Origin of the sequence: Salinivibrio sp. PR5, from assembly GCF_001996085.1 — a bacterium.
Classification (GTDB): Bacteria; Pseudomonadota; Gammaproteobacteria; order Enterobacterales; family Vibrionaceae; genus Salinivibrio; species Salinivibrio proteolyticus.
Genome location: NZ_MUFK01000026.1, coordinates 1 through 22,753, shown reverse-complemented (window position 1 = coordinate 22,753; position 22,753 = coordinate 1). Strand labels below are relative to the sequence as shown.

General features: G+C 48.8%; 27 protein-coding genes and 1 pseudogene. 10 read left to right on the top strand and 18 right to left on the bottom strand.

What is annotated here, in order from left to right; all coding sequences use genetic code 11:
• The first annotated feature begins 80 nt into the window (after positions 1-80).
• The 3 genes from BZG82_RS10285 to BZG82_RS10275 are packed head-to-tail and all read left to right on the top strand — an operon-like array spanning position 81 to position 4,875.
• On the top strand, positions 81-1,448 hold the full coding sequence (locus BZG82_RS10285; protein ID WP_077765790.1) for an NADH-quinone oxidoreductase subunit L: 1,368 nt from the start codon (positions 81-83) through the stop codon (positions 1,446-1,448).
• On the top strand, positions 1,448-3,895 hold the full coding sequence (locus tag BZG82_RS10280) for a DUF2309 domain-containing protein (RefSeq protein WP_077765789.1): 2,448 nt from the start codon (positions 1,448-1,450) through the stop codon (positions 3,893-3,895). The genes BZG82_RS10285 and BZG82_RS10280 overlap by 1 nt, the downstream gene beginning before the upstream one ends.
• A gap of 8 nt (positions 3,896-3,903) precedes the next feature.
• Positions 3,904-4,875, top strand: a complete 972-nt coding sequence (locus BZG82_RS10275; RefSeq protein WP_101494746.1) for an L-threonylcarbamoyladenylate synthase — start codon at positions 3,904-3,906, stop codon at positions 4,873-4,875.
• Here the strand turns inward: BZG82_RS10275 and BZG82_RS10270 are convergent.
• Both BZG82_RS10270 and BZG82_RS10265 read right to left on the bottom strand, forming a co-directional pair.
• Positions 4,868-5,287 (bottom strand): PaaI family thioesterase, encoded by a 420-nt coding sequence (locus tag BZG82_RS10270; RefSeq protein ID WP_077662408.1) that lies wholly within the window; start codon positions 5,285-5,287, stop codon positions 4,868-4,870. The two genes, BZG82_RS10275 and BZG82_RS10270, sit on opposite strands and share 8 nt — an antisense overlap.
• On the bottom strand, positions 5,280-5,789 hold the full coding sequence (locus tag BZG82_RS10265; RefSeq protein WP_077765788.1) for a NifB/NifX family molybdenum-iron cluster-binding protein: 510 nt from the start codon (positions 5,787-5,789) through the stop codon (positions 5,280-5,282). Before BZG82_RS10265 ends, BZG82_RS10270 begins: the two co-directional genes overlap by 8 nt.
• Before the next feature lie 109 nt (positions 5,790-5,898).
• On the opposite strand from BZG82_RS10265, the gene vapB reads away from it, so the two are divergent.
• Both vapB and BZG82_RS10255 read left to right on the top strand, forming a co-directional pair.
• Positions 5,899-6,192, top strand: a complete 294-nt coding sequence (gene vapB / locus BZG82_RS10260) for a type II toxin-antitoxin system VapB family antitoxin (RefSeq protein ID WP_415752728.1) — start codon at positions 5,899-5,901, stop codon at positions 6,190-6,192.
• Positions 6,185-6,604 carry a type II toxin-antitoxin system VapC family toxin gene (locus tag BZG82_RS10255; RefSeq protein ID WP_241837367.1) on the top strand — a complete coding sequence of 140 codons (420 nt, stop codon included), beginning with the start codon at positions 6,185-6,187 and terminating at the stop codon, positions 6,602-6,604. Before vapB ends, BZG82_RS10255 begins: the two co-directional genes overlap by 8 nt.
• A 31-nt stretch (positions 6,605-6,635) precedes the next feature.
• On the opposite strand, the gene BZG82_RS10250 is transcribed toward BZG82_RS10255, so the two are convergent.
• The 5 genes from BZG82_RS10250 to BZG82_RS10230 form a co-directional block, all read right to left on the bottom strand.
• A complete protein-coding gene (locus tag BZG82_RS10250; protein ID WP_077765786.1) occupies positions 6,636-6,917 on the bottom strand; it encodes a DUF134 domain-containing protein in 282 nt (93 codons plus the stop codon).
• Between the two features lie 113 nt (positions 6,918-7,030).
• Positions 7,031-8,479 (bottom strand): decarboxylating NADP(+)-dependent phosphogluconate dehydrogenase, encoded by a 1,449-nt coding sequence (gene gnd, locus BZG82_RS10245; protein ID WP_077481681.1) that lies wholly within the window; start codon positions 8,477-8,479, stop codon positions 7,031-7,033.
• 11 nt (positions 8,480-8,490) lie between these two features.
• A complete protein-coding gene (gene pgl / locus BZG82_RS10240) occupies positions 8,491-9,216 on the bottom strand; it encodes a 6-phosphogluconolactonase (protein WP_077765785.1) in 726 nt (241 codons plus the stop codon).
• Positions 9,213-10,715 carry a glucose-6-phosphate dehydrogenase gene (zwf, locus tag BZG82_RS10235; RefSeq protein ID WP_077765784.1) on the bottom strand — a complete coding sequence of 501 codons (1,503 nt, stop codon included), beginning with the start codon at positions 10,713-10,715 and terminating at the stop codon, positions 9,213-9,215. Before zwf ends, pgl begins: the two co-directional genes overlap by 4 nt.
• Positions 10,716-10,936: 221 nt before the next feature.
• The gene (locus BZG82_RS10230) at positions 10,937-11,860 is read right to left on the bottom strand and encodes a LysR family transcriptional regulator (RefSeq protein ID WP_077765783.1); all 924 of its coding nucleotides are present in this window, start codon (positions 11,858-11,860) and stop codon (positions 10,937-10,939) included.
• A 223-nt stretch (positions 11,861-12,083) separates the two neighbouring features.
• Here BZG82_RS10230 and BZG82_RS10225 point away from each other — a divergent pair, with 223 nt between their 5' ends.
• Together BZG82_RS10225 and BZG82_RS10220 are read left to right on the top strand one after the other, a co-directional pair.
• A complete protein-coding gene (locus tag BZG82_RS10225) occupies positions 12,084-13,715 on the top strand; it encodes a glycoside hydrolase family 13 protein (RefSeq protein WP_077765782.1) in 1,632 nt (543 codons plus the stop codon).
• A 427-nt stretch (positions 13,716-14,142) separates the two neighbouring features.
• Positions 14,143-15,360, top strand: coding sequence for a GGDEF domain-containing protein (locus BZG82_RS10220; protein WP_158075999.1), 1,218 nt, complete (start codon positions 14,143-14,145; stop codon positions 15,358-15,360).
• A gap of 38 nt (positions 15,361-15,398) precedes the next feature.
• On the opposite strand, the gene BZG82_RS10215 is transcribed toward BZG82_RS10220, so the two are convergent.
• From BZG82_RS10215 to BZG82_RS10175, 9 genes are all read right to left on the bottom strand, one after another.
• Positions 15,399-15,920: a GNAT family N-acetyltransferase gene (locus BZG82_RS10215; protein ID WP_077481916.1), complete on the bottom strand. Its 522-nt coding sequence runs from the start codon at positions 15,918-15,920 to the stop codon at positions 15,399-15,401.
• Positions 15,921-16,089: 169 nt separating this feature from the next.
• Positions 16,090-16,467, bottom strand: a complete 378-nt coding sequence (locus tag BZG82_RS10210; RefSeq protein ID WP_069589419.1) for a hypothetical protein — start codon at positions 16,465-16,467, stop codon at positions 16,090-16,092.
• Between the two features lie 221 nt (positions 16,468-16,688).
• Positions 16,689-17,105 carry a GNAT family N-acetyltransferase gene (locus tag BZG82_RS10205; protein WP_241825761.1) on the bottom strand — a complete coding sequence of 139 codons (417 nt, stop codon included), beginning with the start codon at positions 17,103-17,105 and terminating at the stop codon, positions 16,689-16,691.
• 101 nt (positions 17,106-17,206) lie between these two features.
• On the bottom strand, positions 17,207-17,590 hold the full coding sequence (locus BZG82_RS10200) for a hypothetical protein (RefSeq protein WP_077457227.1): 384 nt from the start codon (positions 17,588-17,590) through the stop codon (positions 17,207-17,209).
• Positions 17,591-17,623: 33 nt separating this feature from the next.
• Positions 17,624-18,280, bottom strand: a complete 657-nt coding sequence (locus BZG82_RS10195; protein WP_077678047.1) for a peptidase E — start codon at positions 18,278-18,280, stop codon at positions 17,624-17,626.
• A 36-nt stretch (positions 18,281-18,316) separates the two neighbouring features.
• Positions 18,317-18,820: an AAA family ATPase gene (locus BZG82_RS10190; protein ID WP_077481920.1), complete on the bottom strand. Its 504-nt coding sequence runs from the start codon at positions 18,818-18,820 to the stop codon at positions 18,317-18,319.
• Positions 18,821-18,913: 93 nt separating this feature from the next.
• The gene (locus tag BZG82_RS10185; RefSeq protein ID WP_077481924.1) at positions 18,914-19,375 is read right to left on the bottom strand and encodes a hypothetical protein; all 462 of its coding nucleotides are present in this window, start codon (positions 19,373-19,375) and stop codon (positions 18,914-18,916) included.
• Between the two features lie 88 nt (positions 19,376-19,463).
• The gene (locus BZG82_RS10180) at positions 19,464-19,979 is read right to left on the bottom strand and encodes a GNAT family N-acetyltransferase (RefSeq protein ID WP_077481373.1); all 516 of its coding nucleotides are present in this window, start codon (positions 19,977-19,979) and stop codon (positions 19,464-19,466) included.
• A 98-nt stretch (positions 19,980-20,077) separates the two neighbouring features.
• On the bottom strand, positions 20,078-20,314 hold the full coding sequence (locus BZG82_RS10175) for a hypothetical protein (protein WP_077481371.1): 237 nt from the start codon (positions 20,312-20,314) through the stop codon (positions 20,078-20,080).
• Positions 20,315-20,829: 515 nt separating this feature from the next.
• Between BZG82_RS10175 and BZG82_RS10170 the strand changes: the two genes are divergently transcribed.
• The 3 genes and pseudogenes from BZG82_RS10170 to BZG82_RS16615 form a co-directional block, all read left to right on the top strand.
• The gene (locus BZG82_RS10170; protein WP_069586513.1) at positions 20,830-21,111 is read left to right on the top strand and encodes a type II toxin-antitoxin system RelB/DinJ family antitoxin; all 282 of its coding nucleotides are present in this window, start codon (positions 20,830-20,832) and stop codon (positions 21,109-21,111) included.
• The gene (locus BZG82_RS10165) at positions 21,111-21,389 is read left to right on the top strand and encodes a type II toxin-antitoxin system RelE/ParE family toxin (RefSeq protein ID WP_074214686.1); all 279 of its coding nucleotides are present in this window, start codon (positions 21,111-21,113) and stop codon (positions 21,387-21,389) included. Before BZG82_RS10170 ends, BZG82_RS10165 begins: the two co-directional genes overlap by 1 nt.
• Positions 21,390-21,480: 91 nt before the next feature.
• Positions 21,481-21,588: pseudogene (locus BZG82_RS16615) on the top strand (IS110 family transposase); the annotation flags it as partial.
• A 230-nt stretch (positions 21,589-21,818) separates the two neighbouring features.
• Here the strand turns inward: BZG82_RS16615 and BZG82_RS10155 are convergent.
• Both BZG82_RS10155 and BZG82_RS10150 read right to left on the bottom strand, forming a co-directional pair.
• The gene (locus tag BZG82_RS10155) at positions 21,819-22,220 is read right to left on the bottom strand and encodes an HIT family protein (RefSeq protein WP_029807766.1); all 402 of its coding nucleotides are present in this window, start codon (positions 22,218-22,220) and stop codon (positions 21,819-21,821) included.
• Between the two features lie 61 nt (positions 22,221-22,281).
• A partial coding sequence (locus BZG82_RS10150) for an integrase core domain-containing protein (protein WP_131826232.1) occupies positions 22,282-22,753 on the bottom strand: 472 nt, incomplete at its 5' end.

The following is a 22,753-nucleotide window of genomic DNA, read 5'->3' as shown; positions in this document are numbered from 1 at the left end:
AAAAATGATTTATTATGTATTTTACTTAACTGTAGTAAGTTTTCACAATGTATCTCATAACTATTGCTGTGAGGTAAGTCATGTTATCCCTATTTCTCGTCACCCCGCTCAAACTGGTGCTGCTCGCACTGGTTGCTCTTCTTGGCGGTGTTATCTGGCGATACAGTGCCACTGCGTTTGCAGGTGAAGCCGACAAACACCGTTTTCTTTCCTCTTTACTGCTCACCTTGTCGGCAGTCTTGTTGGTTTTAGTCAGCAATCACCTGTTGCTGTTTTGGCTCGCCTGGGTGGCGGTTAGCCTCTCATTGGGTCGCTTAATTCTTTTCTATCCGCATCGGCCTCGCGCCCAACTCGCGGCACACAAAAAAATGCTGCTCGCCCGCTTTAGCGAATTGCTACTCGGTGGCGCATTTTTACTGTTGTTTTTCCACTACCAAACCGCGCAGATTGACCAATTGATGTTTCAAGTCAGCCAGCAACCTCATACGCTGACTGTAAGCATCGCCGCCTTTATGTTGGTGGGCGTGGCGATTATCAAGTGCGCTCAACTACCCTTGCACGGCTGGCTCATTCAAGTGGTGGAAGCGCCAACACCTGTCTCTGCCTTGTTGCATGCTGGCATTGTGAACCTTGGCGGGATCTTATTGATGCTGTTCGCGCCAGTGCTCGCGGCGAGCCCCAGTGCCAGCTTGGCACTGCTGGTTATCGCGGGCGTCAGTACGCTGGTTGCTGGGCTGGTGAGCCTGACGCGCGTGAGCATCAAGGTAAAACTGGCGTGGTCGACCGTCGCACAAATGGGGCTGATGTTGGTCGAAATCGCCCTAGGTCTTTACGAGTTGGCACTGCTGCACCTACTGGCGCACTCTTTCTACAAGGCGTTCTCTTTCCTCAACAGCGGCAATGGCGTGAATCATTGGCTCGCCACCCAACTGGCTGATGCCTCAGTCCCGCGTCGTAGCCATTGGCTTGCCGCGATGGCCACCGCCGCCGGTTTGATTGTCGCCGTGCATCTGAGTGTCGGTATTTTAAATAGCTTGGCCGCCGGCTGGTTGCTGTGGATGGCGATGACCATGCTGCTATTACCAGCCTTTACGCGCCCAGGCGCTGCCCGCCCGACACGCGTGCTGTTCAGTAGCGTGTTTGCACTTGGCCTGCTCGGACTCTACGCCGCCATTAAACATAGCTTGATTGTGTTTGTCGCGGGCGGTAATGCCACCTACTTATTTGCCGATGCCTTTGCGCTGGTGCTGTTTATCGCGCTGTTTGCTCTGTCACTGGCGGTCCAGTACTGGCCTCACAAAGCGTGGGTGAATCGCCTATTTATTTGGCTGAACGCCGGCGCTTACCTTGATGAATGGGCGACGCGCCTAACACTCAAATGGTGGCCAAGTGCTTCTTTAATCCAACTACAAACGACCCAATGGCAACCGCATAAGGAGACGCGTTAATGATTGCGAAAACGCCCAATGTATCTGCATACCCTGAGTCCCTCGATGTGAGCGATTTTCGCGATGCCACACAGCAAGCAGTCGCCGCGATTGCGCCAAGCTGGCCGTTGGATCAAATGATTGCGGTGAACCCATGGTGGCCACAACGCTTTACTCCCGTGGAGCAAGTTTTTGCCGAACAAGCGGTGTTAAGCGGCCACTGTCCGCTAATGTCGTCGGCGTACTATCTGTCGCATTGGCAATCGCCGATTAGTGAGGCACACCTTGCCGAGGCCATTTCAACCTCTGGCAGCGCATTGACGGTAAGTGATTGTCTGCGTGCGCTGCGTAGTCATAGCAGTGACCTCCCGCGTTGGAAGCCATTAGCTGAGTTGTGTGACCGCACTCGAGAAGCACAAGAAGGCTTATCGTGGCAGCAAGAAATCCAGCAGCAAGTGAGCCAGTTTCTCGCGCTCTATCACCAATACCCACAACGTTTTGATGCCCAAGGCCAAGGCGGTGAGCACCTTTATCAATGCTGGTTGGATGTGGTGAGCCAAGATAAAGGCATTAAAACCCTCACTGGCGTGGATTTGCTTGCCGATTTCGCCGCACTACCCACCCAAATCGATGCATTGATCGCTGAAGCGGCCGACTTTTGGCAACCGACTCTTCACGACCAAGACGGTAACTTGGCCTATTGCCACGCGCTTATGCACGGTTTATCGGGTTGGGCAAGCTGGCAGGCTTGGTTAGATTGGCAGCAACAGCTCAGTGACAGTGAACAACAAGATCATGGCATGGGCCTATTCGCGATTTTACTCGCGTGGGATACAGTGCTGGCACGCTGGCTTGCTAAACATCGTGACGCAGCGTGGGCAAGCATTCGTCAGTCCATGCACCATCAAGCGGTGAATGTCCGCCATTGGTATCACCAAGCACAACAACAGCTCGCGCCCCTGTGGATTTGGCAACAAGCGCTGGAAATCAGTCAGCAGCGCCCTTGGGCACACGCCCTATCTGCGCAGGCCAGTGTCGACACGCTCGACACCTCCCCCACGCTTCAGGCTGTATTTTGTATCGATGTGCGCTCTGAGCCAATGCGTCGCGCATTAGAAGCGCAATCCGAACGGATTCAAACCCTTGGCTTTGCTGGCTTTTTTGGCTTGCCGATTGCATATCAGCCCACTGATAGCCATATTCATCGGCCACAACTGCCTGGTTTACTGGCGCCAGCGGTCACCGCCTCACAAACTCATGCTACCCCCGAACGCTGGTTGCGAATGACCAAGCTCGGCTGGCAGCGCAGCCTTGATGCGCCCGCTGCCAATTTAGGCATGGTCGAAGCCGGTGGCATGTTAAAGCTAGTGAGCTTGCTAAAACGCGCATTGCGCATTTCTGGCACCGAGAACCCGTTAAATCGACTCAGCCATACTGACAGTGATTGGGCGCTCACCCGTGACAATACACCGTTAACCGCAGCAGAAAAGGCCGAGCTAGGCGCTGGTATCTTGCGCGCAATGGGCATTGCTGATCAACTGGCCGATGCGGTCCTGTTGGTGGGTCATGGCAGTGAAACCTGTAACAACCCTCATGCAGCAGGGCTTGACTGTGGTGCCTGCGGCGGACAAACCGGCGAGGTAAATGTCCGCGTACTTGCACAGCTTCTTAACGATGCCGACGTACGTGATGCCATGGCAAAGCAAGGCGTGACGATTCCCGCCAGCACCCGTTTTTATGCCGCCATGCACAACACTACCACCGACGCACTGGATGTCTTTCACGCTCCCGAGCATGCGCAATGGCAAACTTGGCTGGTCAACGCAAGCGAGCAAGCACGTGCTACCCGCGCCAGTCAGTTTGATCAGGCGCCTACCCAGCCATCCAAACTCAAACGCTTCTTTGGTACACGGGCCAAAGACTGGGCGCAAATGCGTCCTGAGTGGGGACTGTGTGACAACGCCGCGTTAATCGTTGGCCCGCGCACCCTGTCTCGACAGATTAATTTGCAAGGTCGCAGCTTTTTACACGACTACGACATGCACAAAGACCGTGACTTTAGTCAGCTTGAAACCATACTCACCGCGCCCATGGTGGTGACCAATTGGATCAATCTGCAGTACTTTGCTTCTGTCACCGCACCGGAAAAATTCGGCAGCGGCAACAAGCTGCTCCACAACATCGTGGGTGGCCACATTGGCGTATTTGAAGGGAATGGCGGCGACTTACGAATTGGCTTATCGCATCAATCAGTGCACGATGGCCGTCGATATCGCCACCAGCCAGTGCGATTAAGCGTATTTATCGCTGCCCCTCGGGAGGCAATTGATAGTATACTTGCACGCCATGACGATATAGCCGCGCTGGCGAATCACGGCTGGCTGTACTTGATGCAAATTGATGCGCAAGGTGCAGTATGGCAACGCGATCGCTCGGGTCAGTGGTATCACCTGAACGTAGCAAAATAAAACGGAGCATGTCGTTGAAAACGCAACTTCTCTCAGCGCAGTGTTCAACGGACCTAACACAAGCCGCCGAGCTGCTAAAAGCCGGCGAACAAGTCGCGGTGCCCACAGAAACCGTGTACGGTTTGGCAGCGGATGCCAGCAATCCAGACGCCGTCGCGGGCATTTTTACCGCTAAAGGGCGACCCGCCAATCATCCTTTGATTGTTCATCTCGGTGACGTCGCATCGATCACCGAGTGGGCAACGCAAATCCCGGATGAAGCATATAAGCTGGCGAATGCCTTCTGGCCAGGGCCGATGACGCTGCTGCTGCCACGTGCCGAGCATGTTTCACCGGTAGTCACGGGTGGATTAGATACCATTGGGCTTCGCGTACCCGCGCAACCTGTGTTGTTAGACCTGCTTACCACTCACCAACTTGCCGTTGCCGCCCCGTCAGCGAACCCGTATAAAAAGCTCAGCCCCACCACGGCAGAGCAAGTGATGCATGGTTTAGGCGGAAAGATCGCTGCGGTGATTGATGGCGGCCCTTGCCAACATGGGCTGGAGTCGACCATTGTCGATCTTACCAAGCGTCCATTCCGCGTACTTCGCGCCGGTCCAATCACCGCTAGCGAGTTGAGCGCCGTGCTGGGTGAAACGGTCGACGCCCCTGAGCAGCACGACACCGTGGTGCCCGGCAATGTGGGAAGCCATTACCAACCCAATACGCGGTTGCAGATGGTGGCGGCAGACTTGTCTGATCTCCCTGCGCCCCATCCGGAAAAACGCGCAGCCTTGCTTCACTTTGGCGACGCCCCAACACGGGATGATCTGGTCTGTATTGCCATGCCAGATGACGCTGCACGCTACGGGCAAGCGTTATATCACCAACTTGCCCAAGCCGACCAACTGGGCGTCGATGAGATCTGGCTCGCCCAGCCTCCTCATGGCGAAGCATGGCTTGCCGTGCATGATCGCCTACGCCGCGCCGTTAGCTAGTTTTTGACGCACGCATTCGCATAAAGCTTGCCGTTGCACTGGCACACACAGTGCCCGCAACGGTAAGCGTTGCCTCCAACTGACTCATTCCATGTTTCGCTTTTACACACCATGCTCGTACCTCCGCCTCAACCGCAATGGGCACTGGATGGTGATAGCGAATATTAAGTGACGCTGTCACACTTTGCGGGGCAAACAAAAAGGTACAATGGGTCAACGCCGCATCTAAAAGCGTGGCAATCACCCCACCGTGTAGCTGATCTTGATACCCCTGCCAAGTGCTTTCTAACCATACTTTTGCGCTCACTGCAGTTTCATCATCTTGGTAAAATCTAAGATTAAACAGCCCATTGTCACTACAAGCCACACACTGATGATGCGACCGTGGCGGCATCACACGTAATTCAGTCATGGCAACCGCAACCCTGTCCACTGGCGTGACCGCCTTTACCTTGCCTATTGCCACATCCGCGATGCTCAGAACCTAACCCACTTCGTTTAGAACCACACCCGCACATTCGATCAGCACGACACGCTCCTTTCCGAAGTTGGGATTGCTGCTTCATTCGCTGCAACGCCGGTCGTCCTTGACTCGCATCCGTAAGCGGTTGCCAGTACGCAGGCGATAACCACTGAGTGGGATTTAGACGACCATTGGTTAACTGATACACATGTAAGCCAGCATCAAGTAATCCCGCTAACGCATGCTCGCCAATATGGCGTGTCACCACACGCGTTACTTGGTTAGCTTTCAGCATCGCTATCAAGGCGTTTTTGGCACCGCAACCTTCTGTTACACGTGGGTTGGCGAACTGAACGAGTGCTTGGCCATCGTCGTCAAACAGCGCAAAGTGTTCGGCCTTCATAAAATGCCCAGCCGGGCGGTCTTGGGTCATCGCAATAGCAATTGTCATCTTCCGTTCTCTCTTTATATAAATAGCATATGCCAAAAATACGCTTTATTTGTGGCATATGCAATAAATGAGATTAAAAGCGACAAAGAATATTGCATATGCTTGACATATGCCGCGCAAAAATTATACTGAAAAGAGATTAAGCACACGCCTGCCGACCGAGGACCCTATGAGAACAATATCCATTTTTAAAAATGGCAAGAACCAAGCGGTACGCTTGCCAAAGGATTTTGAGTTTGACGGTGTTAATGAGCTTGAAATTCATAAAGAGGGGGATGTCATCACCTTACGCCCAGCTCGACCAAGTTGGCTCTCATTTGGCGAGATCGAAAAGGCTGATAGTGATTTCATGACCCATCGCGAGGAACTGATCAAAGACGAGGGGCGTTTCAACTTTGACTAATAAAATCAACTACATGCTTGATACATGTATTTGTTCATTCATTATGAGAGAGCAACCCAAAGCGGTGTTGAAAAAGCTTCACACTGTTGTCGGCAATCAACATCGCATTGTTATCTCAGCCATTACCTATCAAGAAATGCAATACGGGTTGTTAGGAAAAAAAGCATCACCAAAACATGCCGTGCTTGTTGATGCTTTTCTTCAGCGAATCGATGAGATTTTACCTTGGGACAAAGCCGCCGTTGACGCGACAACTGCAGTTAAGCGCAACCTAATGAATAAAGGCACCACTATTGGCGGAAACGACACCGCGATTGCCGGTCACGCCATTGCGACTGGTTGTGTGCTAGTCACAAACAATACGAGGGAGTTTCAGCGTGTTGAAGGACTGAAACTTGAAGATTGGGCTTAATAGTGCTGACGTAACGACGGCTCATGTCGAATTACTCTTCTGACTCAAACACCAAGGCTTTGCCTTCTACAAGGCAGGCGGTGGTTTTGGACCGGGCGCGTTTAACCAGGTTGGCTAACGTTTGACGAGAGACGCCCATGACTTCCGCCGCTTGCAGTTGCTGCATACCTTGATGATCAACAAGACGCATGGCTTCGAACTCATCCAGACCAATGGTCACCGTCTCTAGCTCACTGAGTGGAATGGCGTTGGGTTTAAAACAGTTGGTATGGGGTTTCCCGCAGATACGGCGGGGCATTTTAGGACGCGGCATAGGGTCTCCTTTTTTGCCTATGCTAAGTGAGTTTTTTGCTTATGCCAACAAAAAGGGATGCCAGCGCATCCCTTTTCTATTTATTGCTATGGACAGTGACTTAGTCTGTCACGTTACACGTCGTACGTGGTAGACGCGGTATTACCGCCGGTACCTGTCCAGTTGGTGTGGAAGAACTCACCGCGCGGCTGATCGATACGCTCATAGGTATGGGCACCGAAGTAGTCACGCTGTGCTTGCAGCAAGTTCGCGGGCAAGCGTGCCGTGGTGTAACCATCCAAGAAGGTCAGCGCTGAGGTAGTACATGGCATTGGGATACCGGTTTCCATCGATTTCGCCGCCACTTTACGCCATGCCGCCAAGCAGTTATCCAAGATCCCTTTAAAGTACGCGTCTGAGCCCAAGAAGGCCAAGTTAGGATCCTTATCAAACGCATCACGGATATTACCCAAGAAGGCTGAGCGGATGATACAGCCACCGCGCCACATCAGTGCGACGTTACCGTAGTTCAGATCCCAACCATTCTCATTAGACGCTTCACGCATCAGCATAAAGCCTTGCGCGTAAGAGATAATTTTTGACGCCAGCAGCGCTTGACGCAGCGCATCAACCCACTCGGCTTTATCGCCTTCAACCGGCTGGATGTGTTTTTCAAACAGCTTCTCTGCCGCGACACGCTGATCTTTAAGTGCCGACAGGCAACGAGAGAAAACCGACTCAGAAATCAGAGTGAGCGGAATGCCAAGATCCAGCGCGTTGATGCCGGTCCATTTACCGGTGCCTTTTTGGCCTGCAGTGTCGAGAATTTTCTCAACCAATGGCTCACCGTCTTGGTCTTTATAGCCCAAAATGTCTGCGGTGATTTCAATTAAATAGCTATCCAGCTCGGTTTTATTCCAGTCGGTAAACACCTGCTGCATCTCGTCATGGCTCATGCCAAGGCCGTCTTTCATGAACTGGTACGCTTCGGTGATCAGCTGCATGTCGCCATACTCGATACCGTTGTGCACCATTTTCACAAAGTGGCCGGCGCCATCACGTCCAACCCAATCACAGCATGGTTCACCGGCGTCGGTTTTCGCGGCAATGCCTTGGAAGATAGGTTTAACAGCTGGCCACGCTTCTTCAGAGCCACCCGGCATGATAGACGGTCCAAAACGGGCCCCCTCTTCACCGCCAGACACACCGGCACCAATAAAGTGAATGCCTTTTTCACGCAGTGCTGCCACGCGGCGGTTGGTATCTGGGTAGTTGGTGTTACCGCCATCGATAATGATGTCACCTTCGTCAAGCAATGGCGTCAGTTTGTCGATAAAGGTATCTACAACGGCGCCTGCACGAACCATCAGCATCACTTTGCGTGGTTTTTCGAGCTTTTCAACCAGCTCTTCTAACGAGTAAGCGCCAACAATGTTGGTGTCCTTCGCTGGGCCTTCCAGAAATTCATCCACTTTGGCCGCGGTACGGTTATGCGCCACCACTTTAAAGCCGTTGTCGTTCATGTTGAGGATCAGGTTTTGGCCCATGACCGCCAAACCAATTACGCCGATATCACCTTTCATCGTGCTCTCCATTAATTCTGTTCTGGTAATTTTTTTGCTGCCGCGGCATCGAGTACCCATTCCGTAGTGCCTTTGGCACTGCGGATATTGGCGGCAGGATATGGCAGTTGGGTAGGCTCGTGTGTGGCGATCTCATGCACGATCGCTTGTTTGCCTTCACCCAACACCAGATAACTGATTTTCTTCGCCGCGCGCAGCACACGGGCGGTTTTTGATACACGCTTTTGCCCCGATTCAGGATGCGAAGCCACCAGCGCGAGCGCGGTATTGTCATACTGAGGATCGTGCGGGAACAGTGAGGCCGTATGGCCATCGCCACCGACTCCCAGCAAAATCCAATCAAACACAGGCGTGCCGTTTTCGCTTGGGATCAAGGCTTGCATTTCGGCACTAAAGCGCGCCGCTTCCACGTCCGGAGCCTCTTCACCACGAATACGGTGAATGTTCTCTTCCGGAATGCGAATGTGGCTAAACAGCAGCTTATTGGCTTCGCCGAAGTTACTCTCGGCATCATCCGGTGCCACACAGCGCTCATCGCCCCACCAAAAATGCAGGTTTTGCCACTGAATCGCATTGGCATAATCGTCACTGGCTAAACGCTTAAACAGCATTTTGGGCGTGCTGCCGCCAGAAAGAGAAATGTGTACGGCACGATCTTGCTCGCTCAGCGCTTGCATCGTGTCGGCTAAATGATTGACCACCGCGTCGGCATCATCAAAAATTCGGGCATTTATCATAATTCGCAGTATTCCGTGTCAGTCAGGTTTTTGCAGGGAAAGCGCCAAGCATGGCCATCACGCTCAAGCAACTGATCCGCTTCTTTCGGTCCCCATGTTCCGCAGGCATAGCCAAACAAGGCTTTGTCATTTTCTTTGTACTGCAGAATAGGCTCAACAAACTGCCAACAAGCTTCGACCGCATCACTCCGTGCAAACAAGGTGGCATCGCCTTTAAGCGCATCCAGCAACAAGCGCTCGTACGCGGTCAACATCTGGGTTTCTTCCAATGAAGCGTAATGGAAGTCCATATTCACGGCTTTGGCATTAAAGCCGGCGCCCGGCTCTTTAAGGCCAAAGCTCATTTGAATGCCTTCGTCGGGCTGAATGCGGATCACCAAACGGTTCTCAGGGGCATTTTTGCCGAATACAGGATGCGGAGTTTGTTTAAAGTGGATCACCACTTCGGTCACGCGAGTCGGCAAGCGTTTACCGGTGCGCACATAAAAGGGCACCCCGTTCCAACGCCAGTTATTGATAAACATCTTCAGGCCAACATAAGTCTCAGTGCGCGAGTCTTCCGCAACACCTGGCTCATTGCGATAGCCCGGTAACGCATTGCCACCCACTAATGATTCTGTGTACTGGCCGAGCACCAAGTTATTGGTCAGATCATCATCAGACAATGGTTCGAGTGATTGTAGTGCTTTAAACACCTCATCACGCATGGCGTCAGCATTGATTTGTGCAGGCGGCTCCATCGCCACAAGTGCAAGCACTTGCAGCAAGTGGTTTTGGAACATATCGCGCACCGCACCCGATTGATCGTAGTAACCACCGCGGCCTTCTACACCCAGATGCTCCGCACCGGTGATCTCTACATAATCGATAAAGTTACGGTTCCAAAGCGGCTCAAACATCGCGTTGGAGAAACGAAAAACCAGCAGGTTTTGTACTGTTTCTTTGCCTAGGTAATGGTCAATACGGTAAATCTGATGCTCGGCAAAGTGGGCGTGAATGTCTTTGTCGAGCTGGCGCGCGGAGGCTAAGTCATAACCAAATGGCTTTTCGACCACCAAGCGTTTCCATCCGGTGCTCTCGTCATTGAGGCCATGTTCAGCCAAGCTGGCAGGAATCGAATTGTAAAGCTTTGGTGGCGTGGCGAGATAAAACAGCGTGTTCCGCTGGTTGAAGTCATATTGATCGGCCAACGCATCTAACCGCTCGGTTAGGTGGTGGTATTCGTGAGTATCCGAGATATTAAACGACTGATAATGCACATGCGCCATAAAGGCGTCGAGCGTAGCAGGATCGGTCTTCTCTAGCTCCTGCATGGAGTGACGTAATTTGTCGCGAAATGACTCGTCACTGTAGAAGGTGCGGCTTGCGCCTAGAATTGCGAAAGACGCAGGCAGCTGTTTGTTCGCATACAAATGATACAGGGCTGGGATCAGCTTACGGAAGGTCAGATCGCCAGATGCACCAAAAATAACAATGCTGCTGTTTTCTGGAATTACCATCATCTTTCCTTTGATAATAAAGGTACTGCATGTGATTTGCGCCACAAATTAGCAGCGCTATGGCCAAATTGGTAATTGGCGCTACCTATTGATGCCATCGTTGTAACCACTGAATCTGGCGGCTGTTCCTTGTTCATCCCTACATTGAGAACTCAGCATTCCCAGCCAGTGTGCTACAAAGGCGGTCTAGTCTAGCACTTTCTTACTCAATAAGCTTTACCCTAACTGGTATGACATGGTCGAGTGCCCATCTGCTGAGCAGCGTCACATAGCTGCTGGATCAGTGCCTCGACTTTCTCATGCCGCGCATTGCGCAGAGTATATAAACCGACGTTACCCGTTTTGTAGGGCTGGGTTGTCAGCACTCTCACACCCTGACTGGCGAGGTATGTGTCGGCTTTGCTGGTATAGGGCATCACCGCTTGCGTGTCGTGCAACAGATCGATACTGGCGCTCAGCGCATCAACATCAAACACCACAGTGTGCGCACAAGTGGCAGGTGTAATCGGGTTGGCAAGTAAATGCGCATGCCGGGCATGATCAGGGGTGACACGCATCAACGGCCAATCACTCAGACGCTGAGGGTCGATGCGGGTCGATGTGTCTGTAAGTAGCGGATGGTTATCAGCCACATAATAGCTTTCTGCATCCTGAAACAAGGGCATAAAGCGGACTTGCTGGCTTGCAACCAGATCGTCAATTTCATGACCGATAAACACATCCACATCGCCACTAAGCAGCGATGCCATCAGTGCCAAGCGATTGCCAAATTCGATGTGGACCGCACACTGGCGCTCTGCTTGATAATCAAGCACTGCCGGTTTAACAAACAAAGGCCACCACGCCTCTCCAGTGCCAAGCTTTATTTGTCCCGCTTCACGCGCTTGCAAAGCATGAAGCTGGGCATGAAGTCGCTGCCGCGCAGCATGCTGTGCGGTGGCATGCTGATAATAAAGCTCTCCTGCGGCTGTCATACTGACGCCACGAGGATGACGGACCAATAACTGACATGCGAGACGTTGCTCCAGCTTTTGGATCTGTGCCGTCAATGAAGGTTGGCTGATCCCTAACTGCAACGCAGCCGCTTTAATACCACCAGCCTCAACCACTGCAATAAAGTAGCCAGCAACTTTTTCTACATCCATACCGCACTCACTCACAATTTAGCGGCTTACTTTATAGCCTAATAGGGATACACGACTCAATGATACCGCAGATTTTTAATCTATTTTCACCTTACATATAGCCAATAGGTTATATCAATAAGCGTTACGCCTATTTTTCTTGGCACTGCTCGCGCGCTAGGCTGTTTGCCACATCTCAAGCTGAGGCTTTGAGGATTTTTATTGTCGATAAGAGGTAATCGGTATGCAGAACGCTTGGTGGCATGATGCCGTTGTTTATCAAATCTACCCACGCAGTTTTTACGACACCAATGGTGATGGCATTGGTGATCTTAACGGAATTATCGAGAAACTCGATTACTTACATTGGCTCGGCGTCAATGTGTTATGGCTATCACCGGTGTATCAATCGCCGATGGATGACAATGGCTACGACATTTCCGATTACTGCGCGATCGCGCCTGAATTTGGCACTATGGAAGACATGACGCGCTTGATTGATAAAGCCGGCGCGCTTGGCATCAAAATCGTGATGGATTTGGTAGTCAACCATACCTCCGACGAACACCCTTGGTTCCAAGCCGCGCTTCACGACAAAAACAGTCCTTATCGCGACTTTTACATTTGGCGCGATGCCAAACCCGATGGCAGTGCACCCGATGATCAAGGCTCAATTTTTGGTGGCAGCGCATGGCAATGGGAGCCAAACACCGAGCAGTATTACTTTCACTTGTTCTCCAAGCGTCAGCCCGATCTGAATTGGGAAAACCCTGCTGTCCATGACGCCGTGCATAAAATGATGAATTGGTGGATTGACAAAGGCATTGGCGGGTTCCGCCTCGATGTGATTGATTTAATTGGTAAAGAAATCGATAAAGGCATTACCGGCAACGGCCCGCGCCTTCACCCTCTATTACAGGCCATGAATCGGGCCACATTTGGCGGCAAAGACTTGCTCACCGTCGGCGAAACATGGGGCGCAACGCCGGAGATCGCCAAACTTTATAGCGCACCGGAACGCAATGAACTCTCCATGGTGTTCCAATTTGAACACATTACCGCTACCTGGAAAGACGGCGATAAATGGCAGCCCGTGCCGCTGGATGTCGCCGCCCTCAAACAGGTGCTGTTCAAATGGCAACAAGAGCTGGCCGATAGCGGTTGGAACTCACTATTTTGGAATAATCACGATTTGCCTCGCGCGGTGTCCAAGTTTGGTCACGACGGCCAATATCGAACCCGCTCGGCAAAAATGCTCGCCACCACCTTGCACTTGATGAAAGGCACGCCCTACATCTACCAAGGGGAAGAGATTGCGATGACCAATGTCGCCTTCCCGTCTATCGACGATTACCAAGACATTGAAACCCGCAATTTTTACGATTTACGCGTCGCGGAAGGTGTCGATCCAGACACCATGATGGAGGCGGTATACCAAAACAGTCGCGATAACGCCCGCACCCCGATGCAGTGGGAGGACGCGCCGCAGGCAGGCTTTACCCAAGGAACTCCGTGGTTACCGGTTAATCCTAACTTCACCACCATCAATGTGGCACGGGCAACTGAAAATAGCGGCTCTGTACTTTATCACTACCGTGAACTGATCAAGCTGCGCAAGCAATATCCAGTGATCGTACACGGCCAGTTTGCGCCTGTGGAAGAATCACACCCTAACGTGGTGGCTTACGAGCGCTTCGACGATACCCACCGTATTTTGGTAGTCAGCAACTTTAGCGAGCATAAACAAACCATCACCCTCCCCGCGCATTGGCGCGATAAGGACTTAACCTGCCTTAGCTACAACATGGATCCGGTCAAACAGTTAAGCACTACCTACAAACTGGCTCCTTACGAGTCGTTTGCGGTGATTGATTAAAATGGAACTTCGTCTGCCAATAGCATAACAACATGGCCGCGCCTGCAGGCTACTGCAGGTGCGCATCCGTTCAAGCCGTGTCGACAACCGAAAGAGCGACTCCTATAGTAAAATATGGAACTCAAGGAGCTGTGTTATTGGTGTGTTTATTCGGATAAAAAGCCTATTTTTTTGCGTGCTCTTTTGCGTATTACTTGGCGTAATCGCGACAATAGGCCTGATACGATCTTTACAACAAGCAGAAGATAAATCTCGTGGACGAGTCGAAGGGTTAAGTTTTTTGATTGCCGAATGGGTGGAAGGCTCGTTTCAGATAACCGATTATTTATTACGAGATATGTTGGGGCATGTCCAACCCGAAGACCTTGTCTACCCCCACCCGGATCCRGACGCGCATCAACGTCTAACAGCGTTAATTGCCTCTAAAATGAACACAGTTCCTAATGTCATTCTTGCCGGCTTTTTTGATCAAAACTGTATTATCACTCATGCCAACAGCAAGGAACTAGGCTGGGATGGCAGCCATCGAGACTACTGTAAAGCGCTACGAGACTCTCCCGATCGAAATACATTCGTCTCCAATGCATTTAAAAGTACGACGGGCCCACTGAATGTCACCCAATCGCGAAAGTTTTTGCCAAACCAACCCAGCTTTCAAGGTTTTGCGGCCTTGGGCGTTGATCTCACTTTTTTCTCCAACTGGGTTGGAGAAATCTCGATAGATCCGCTGGATGTAGTCGCCATCTTAGATCAAAATCTAAGACTTTTAGCAAGAGAGCCCAGTAAACCCGAGAGCTTGGGCAAGCTGATAGAAGACCCTATTGTTAGTGCCTTTATTGCGTCCGGGCTAACAGAAAAAAGCTTTCGAGCTACGTCACCCATTGATGGTGTGCCGCGTTTATTCAGTATTCGCAAAGTCGAGGGGCTACCGTTTTATACTTTAGTTGGAGAAGCAGACCAACATTGGCAAGCAGACTGGCGCTATCAAGTGAGAGTCGCGGTGGGGGCGCTGATCGTATTGTGGTTACTTGCCCTATTCACGCTTCGTACATACTGGGACCAGTTAAACTATCTTGGCGAACTCAAAATCGCGCGTGACAAGCTTGAAACGTTAAGCATTACCGATCCACTTACCGGATTAGCGAATCGGCGCTGCTTTGATGAAGTGCTTAATGCTGAATATCAACGACTGAAACGAACACGCGCACCCATGTCGGTAATCATGATCGACTTAGATTACTTTAAAGCCTTCAATGACACCTATGGTCACTTGGCGGGCGACAGATGTCTAAAGGCGGTTAGCGAAGTCATCCAACAAAGCCTAAAACGCCCACAAGATTTGGCCGCACGATACGGGGGCGAGGAATTCTGTTGTATCTTACCGGAAACCCCACATGCCGGCGCAACCGCGATTGCGATGACGATTAAAGCGTCGATTACAGCACTTGGTATTCCCCACGGCAGATCCAACGCCGCGCGTCATGTTACCGCTAGTTTGGGGGTTGCGACCATTGAGTGTACGCCAGACATCTCGCCTGACTATCTTGTCCACTTGGCGGATCAACGCCTATATTGGGCGAAGAACAATGGACGTGATCAAGTGGGATTTGAGCAACGCCCAGCACACAAAACGAAAGACGACTAACTCCTCTTACTCGCCATAAGCTACTTATACCTATGGCATTAATACATATACCCAAGCCAATCCATATGCCCTGCAGGCCATGATTTATCTTTCATCGGTTTAACGTACAATTCATCGACATACTCAACCGCAACGCCATAATTTGTATGTTCATGGATGCGTAGCCAAGAGGCATGTGACTCGACGAGCTGAAAGCCATTGGCCACATAAAAATCGTGCAGCTCAGAAATAAGAATAATGAAATCAACATCTTTATCTCGCGCATAGTCAACCAGTTGCGCCAGCATACTCGAGCCAATCCCTTTTCTTTGCCAAGCGCTGTCGATGCAAAAATCACTCACGCCTAACACTTTGTATACCTCACCACCGACATTCACTGCCCTGTAATCCAGCCCCATATAACCAATCAGTTGATTGTCGTGGTACTGCAAAGCCCGCATATGGAGAAGCTGCTTGTAGTAAGAACGGGAAACTTGATGGTCAGGAAAWGCCTTGTTTCTAAGCGCTTGAATAGCCTCATGCTGCGCGTTCGACACTTCGATTTCTGGGAGAACTTCCATGTTTAAGTTATTGATAATAAGTCCATTTATTTAACGATTAAGCGTTGCGCAATATTAATCGAACGCAATAATGTTGGCTCAAGGGTGACGTAGAAGTGTGTTTTAAATCACACAATAAAAATGGCGGCCTCTACGTAAAGTAAAAGCCGCCATTCCTTTATAACCTTGATTAACGCTCTATGATAACCAGATCGATACGGCGTAAATCTTCATCTCCCGGCGTATGTCGGTATCCCATTGCCGACATTACAACCGTTTCCTTCGCTGGTTCAACTGCAAGGCTTTTCTCGCCTTCTTGTGGATCTTTAATGCTCTTGATGTAGAAAACACCGAGACTTTGACCTGAGTTACCACCGATAAGGTCAATATCGAGTTCGCCATGGTGTCCGGTTTTTGCAATGACTTTAAAGGTTCGCTCGTGCCCCTCAGGTATTACTTGGTTATTGATGGAAGCGCCATCTTCTTCTACCCAAGAGTCACGCGTCACTTGGGTGGTGATCGACTGTTGGGTAAAGTTCTTGATAGTTACATTGGCTGGACTTGACATGTTTATCTCCTATAAATCTTTAATCTTCATCGAAATGCCTAGCATTCTGGCAATTGACACGATCAAAGCACTTACAGGCGTATCCCCGACGCCCTATACGCCAACCGCTAAGTACTGGTCATCTCAAGTTAAGACCGAAGAACAACAACAAGCAAGATTTGCCCATAAAAAAATACATTGTCATGACATATCACTTAGGACTGCTGAATAGTCATAAGCTGTTAGGTCACGATCAATCGATACAAATACGCGTCACTCGCCCCATACTGAATCCGTTTGATTCTTTGAAAACCCTGTTTCTCGTAAAACCGCTGCGCGCCGACACTGAACGTGGGAGTTTCTAGTTCGATCACTTCTCCCGGCAGTACGTGTGCCTTAAGAAATTCGAGTACCATCTGACCCATCCCTCGCCCTTGATAATCTGGGGCGATAAACAGCCTTATCAACTGGAGGATGCCGGATTGGTATAAAAAGTAAAACCCGCCCACCCGCTGACTGTTTTGCTTAATCACATAATATTGGTAACAGCTWGCGGCGTATCGTTGATGATCATAACTATCGTAACCAGGCGGTCCCGACCCACAAAGCGCGCGGTCAGACGCAAATGCGCGTATTTGCAACCGTACAAGTTCATGCATGTCACACTCATTTGCCTTTTCAATCAAGCACACGTCATCACTCACTTCTTTCACCATACCAAGCAGCTGTGGTCACGCCTCTTTGCAATCACGAATGGGACTCATGGTTGCTCTATCTGCTTAAAGTTGAAATTCAATAGCTGAGATTTACTGATTGGCGTGCTCGATTCAGCAAAGAAAACGTGTCGCGCTCCCGCCCCTAGTGTCGCTTCGCGGAAAGCACGTACCTCAACATTAGTAATTCCACCTTCAATTTTCTCGATAAATTGAACAATCGCTATTGGCGATAGAGAAAAAATACTTTTAGGTAATAGTTCATCGAGTACCTCTTTTAAACAGCGTTCAATGGCAAAGAACTCACCCATTAAGGTTCTTGGATGCGATAGCGCTGCACATGTCCGCACAATCGAGCTATCCGTTTCAAGATGTGTTGCTTTAACTTCACCCTTTTTAATTTGCAGATGCACATGATTCTTTTTGAACACTTAAACTCCTTGGAAAAATGGCACACATCATTTTTAAATATTGGTCTTATCAACATTCTTAATGGTTACCTGCGCACCCGTTTGACTGTTGATTGTCTTATGGTACCGACCATTAACGAAATGTAGTGCTGAATAATCACTTATCCCATAGCAAGGCATGTTTATATGATGATTGGCGAACTGAGAAAACAGCTCAGCTTTTTCGTCACTCCCCGTATAATGCGCTGATGCAAGACCTTGGACAAAGCTAAGCCCCTCGATAACGGAATACTTCTCAGGATCGCTATCTGTGATCCCGTAGTCGAACCAACATATTGCCCCCGCACTCATACCACACAATATGATGCCACTTTCATAGCAATCTTGAAGTAGTTTATCTATTCCCCACGCTTTCCATACCGCTAACATAGAGCGTGTATTACCACCGCCGACATAAATTACATCTTGCTCTTGCAGATGTGTTCGCCAGTCTAGGTTGGCTTTAAATAATGGAAAATGACTTAAGCGGCGACTGAGTTTGGACTGATAAAAACGGTCGATGGCTTCCTCAGCATCCCCAGTGGCAGTGGGAATATAGCAAACTTTCGGATCGCTTTTCCCAGTTAACCTGAGCGCATATTGATCTAATTCGCTTTGCTGCTCTCCCATCATCCAACCACCACCGCCTAACGCGACAATATGTTTATCCATGACATGGCCTGATTATTGACTAAAGTTCCTTGTGTCTTAAAAAGTATCAAGGAAAGACGTGACATCTTCCCTTCGCGTAAAATGAAATTTTACACCATCAAATTTTTCGAATAATTGGCGATGATAGCTGTGTGAGCTCTTTGATTTTCTAAAATAATACTCGGAGGCCCATTGGATTAACGCTTGAAAGTTGTTTTTCGCTAACTCAGCATTCGCTTCTTCGCTAACATTTTGACCTCTTAAACGTAACGATTCTTCGCATTTGGTCCAGTCTATATCAATAAAAATCAATGTATCAGCAAACTCAAGTAACTCTTCAACGAGCGCACCAAAAACACCTTCGACAACCCAAGCATCCTCTGATGATAATTGTTTTAAATCGTCATCAATAAATTTTGCTGGCCGTTTCTTGCTATATCCACCTGGCTCCCAATAAAAAGTGTCTAGATTGACGTCTCTAGCACCAACCTTGGCTGACAGCCGAGCTGATAGCCAACTCTTCCCAGCCCCTGAGTTACCTATTATGACAACTCTTTTCATACACGGTTATCCATTTAATTGTCGCCACTTAAAAAGGAAAACGACAAATTCTTCCCGATGTAATCCATCTTAAAATATTTGTCGTCAATGCTATTATGCCCTTGGGTCCGGGATGGTTTTAAAGGTAGCGTCGAAAACCTTGTTGTCACCCTCAGAGAGCTTTAACTGATAACTAAGTGATTTTTCATAAAACTCTATAGCTTGGGCTCGTTCTCCTGTGATCAATAGTGAATGACTTAAGACCGCATTCGTGAATGCTTGAATCCAATTCGCTCCTTGTCCGTCAAAGTAGGAAAATGCCGCTTTCGCAAATTGGATACACAGTGGAGAATCATTGATACAAAGTGCTCTTGCTATTGCTAAATTGGCAAGTTCAATATTCTCTTGGGTTCCTACTTCTGACCAATGATACAGAGAGGAAAATGCAACAATTAAAAGCTTTTTCTTCTCTTCTTGGCTCAGGTCTGACTCCGATAACGACCAAAATTCATTGTTGCTTTCAATTGCGAAGTATCGGTTAAAGCGGGAGATTTCTTCACTATTTGGCTTTGCCATAAACATTCTTATTAATATAAATGATATAATTATAACCCACCCAATGCTTAGCAATAGGTGGTAACAATATACACTTCATAGTTATTAATCACACTTCAGAAGCATATACACAAACTTCCCTTTCCTGTCCTTGCATACGATTCGATTCCCTACCTATGTATGTGATACCTAATTTTTTAATCACAGACCTTGAGCGCGAATTTCCAACTAGATGTGTCACTTTTAAGCGCTTCAATCCATAGTGTTTTTTAGCAGAATCTATTAAACAACGCGATGCCTCTGTGGCATAACCTTTTCCCCAGTAAGGTATACCCAACCAATAACCAAGCAGGCCAGTACCCTCCTCCAATCTTGGAAAGCTCACCGCCCCAATGAGTTCCAACGTGGTTTTTAACGTGATGGCATAAACCACACCTTGGCCACTTAAAAACAACGACTCATGGGTTCGTATCCAATTTTCGGCATCAGAAATACTATATGGATGGGGAATATTTGCGGTCATTTCCGATATTTTCTTTTCCCCAACCAGTTCGGCGACACGTTCCGCATCATTGAGAGAAAACGGCCTCAATATTAACCTGTCACTTTCAAAAATTTTTTGCATTATACCTCCTTAAAAATGAAACGAGCATTATAAAAGGTCAAATCGCATGATTCCTAAAGGAAATTCAATTGTCCAAATAGATTTAAACCTAAATGTTACTATTGAAATTCGTCACCCTGATTTTTTAAGGTTTTATGCCCGCACCTTGTACAAACTTCATATCGATCGATTAAGTCCAACGATGCACCAATAGGGCTAGCAACACCACCAAAGAAACCGTCGAGAAAAGCCTTAAACTGTTCTTTTTTACTTTTCCCATATTTCGAAGGCTTTTGCTTTATGATTTCTTTATGCTCAGTTACTTGCCCACAATTCTCACAAAATATACTATTCATTCTAATTCCTTAGGGCTTTTAAAACCGCATTCATTATTCGATGCATCTAATCGCTCCATTCAACCACTTTCACTTTGAAGTCTGGTGGATATTGCGCTGTCTTTTTACCCGTTTTATAGGCTGGCATGCTGACCTCCTCAGGTCGTCGATGCGTGTCCAGTAAAACGGATCAAGTCCAAGCCCCTTATTGAGGCGTTTGTTATAGGGATTTTGCTAGGTTATTTAACTCGTTTCCACGCTCCTGCGTGGGAACGGGAAGTAATGTCTAATGGCCCTGTCACGGCAGGCAGCGGTGAGTCGCAGTAACAGACCTTCTCTATGTGTTTGCCGTAAGTAATGACTTAATGGCGGAAATGACAGAACGAAGTAGACATCTTTGTTGCTCGAGAGCATTGGCTTCTGGCGCAGCCAAAACATGCTATTGCCTATTGACCGGAGAAGAGCTCATAGGCGTTAGTTGCCCATCTCAAGTCCGAGTGCTAACATTTGTACACACAACAGCAAAGGAATACATCATGGACACTAGAATTCAATTTCGTGTTGATGAAGAAACAAAACGCCTAGCACAACAAATGGCTGAGAGCCAAGGGCGCACACTGAGTGATGCTTGCCGTGAACTTACTGAGCAACTCGCTGAACAACAAAGAAAAACATTATCTCACGATGCGTGGTTAACTGAACAAGTAAACCTAGCATTTGAGAAGTTTGACTCAGGAAAATCCGTTTTCGTTGAGCACCAAGCTGCTCAATCTCGAATGGAAGAGCGTAAAGCCAGAATCCGTAATCGAGGCAAGTAATGATTTTATGGGAAGAAGCGTCACTTAACGATCGTGAAAAGATCTTTGAGTTTCTCTATGACTTCAACCCTGAGGTGGCAGACAAAACTGACAGCCTCATTGAAGCAAAAGTAGAAAACTTGCTTGAACAACCTTTAATGGGCGTACAACGAGATGGCATCCGCGGACGATTACTCATTATTCCTGAGATTTCGATGATTGTCTCTTACTGGGTCGAGGGCGATATCATCCAAGTTATGCGTGTACTCCACCAAAAACAAAAATTCCCTACGGATTGATTGCTTCCTCTGGACAACTAACGAATGACATGGATTCCCCCTTTTGAAGATCTGCCACATTTAGGTGAAGCCTTTGGTAACGGAGGTAACCATGTCTGCTCAGTTCTTTTGTGGCGTTGATCTCGCCAAGCACCATTTTTCTCTTCACGCGGCGGACGACCACGGAAAAGTCATTCTCCATAACTCGTTCCCACGCTCCTGCGTGGGAACGTGAAGTAATGTCTAATGGCCCTGTCACGGCAGGCAGCGGTGAGTCGCAGTAACAGACCTTCTATATGTGTTTGCCGTAAGCAATGACTTAATGGCGGAAATGACAGAGCGAAGTAGACGACTTTGCTGTTCGAGAGCATTGGCTGCTGCGCAGCCAAAAAATGCTATTGCCTATTGACCGGAGAAGGGCTCATATGTGTTAGCATACTTTTTCAACGCTCATAGATCTTTAAGTGATTCTCTAAGTTTATCCATAGGTTGAATTCCAAGTTCACTACTAACCCAACCATACTGGTCGCCATGGAACCGAGGGAAAATATGCAAATGGTAATGGTCGAGCTCGTTGAAATGAGGTGCCTCTCCGTTGTTTTGCATAAAGCCGATACCATCGGGATTGAACTTAGCTTCTATACGCTTATATAAATCTCTTGCAACGTCGGTGATCTCTAAAAACACAGACTCGGGCAAGTCGATGAAAGTACGATATTGAGTCTTGGGACAAATTAAAATATGTCCAAAGTTGATTGGGTCATGGTCTGCAAAAGCTATAACTTGGTCAGATTCGTACACGATGACCGAGTCAATTTCACGATTAACAATTTGTTCGACTATCGTGGTCATCTAAACTCCTATCAAAGTATGCTAACGAATGACATGGATTCCCCCTGTAACCATCCCTGTTTTAGTGGCACTCTAAATTAGAGTTTTTCCTACTTTCATGCCTTGCTAAATACTCCCAAGGGGTCAGATCATCGAGTGAGTCATGAGGGCGTTCATCGTTGTATTCCTTCATCCATTTTTCTGTCAGGTCTCGAACTTCACTCAAGGTTTTGAATACGTACATGTTGAGTATTTCTGTCCGATAAGTTCGGTTAAATCGCTCTATATAGGAGTTCTCCGTTGGTTTACCTGGGCGAATAAATTCCAACTCAACTGCGTTCTCTTCCGCCCATTCAGCCAGCGTGGTCGAGATGAATTCAGGGCCATTATCCATGCGCAGCTTACTGGGGTACCCTCGCCAAGCAATAATGCGTTCTAGCACCCTTATAATGCGTGGTGCTGGCAGATTGAGATCTACTTCAATCGCTAGCACCTCACGGTTGAAATCGTCCACGACATTGAACGTACGAAAGCGCCTGCCGCAGAGCAAAGAG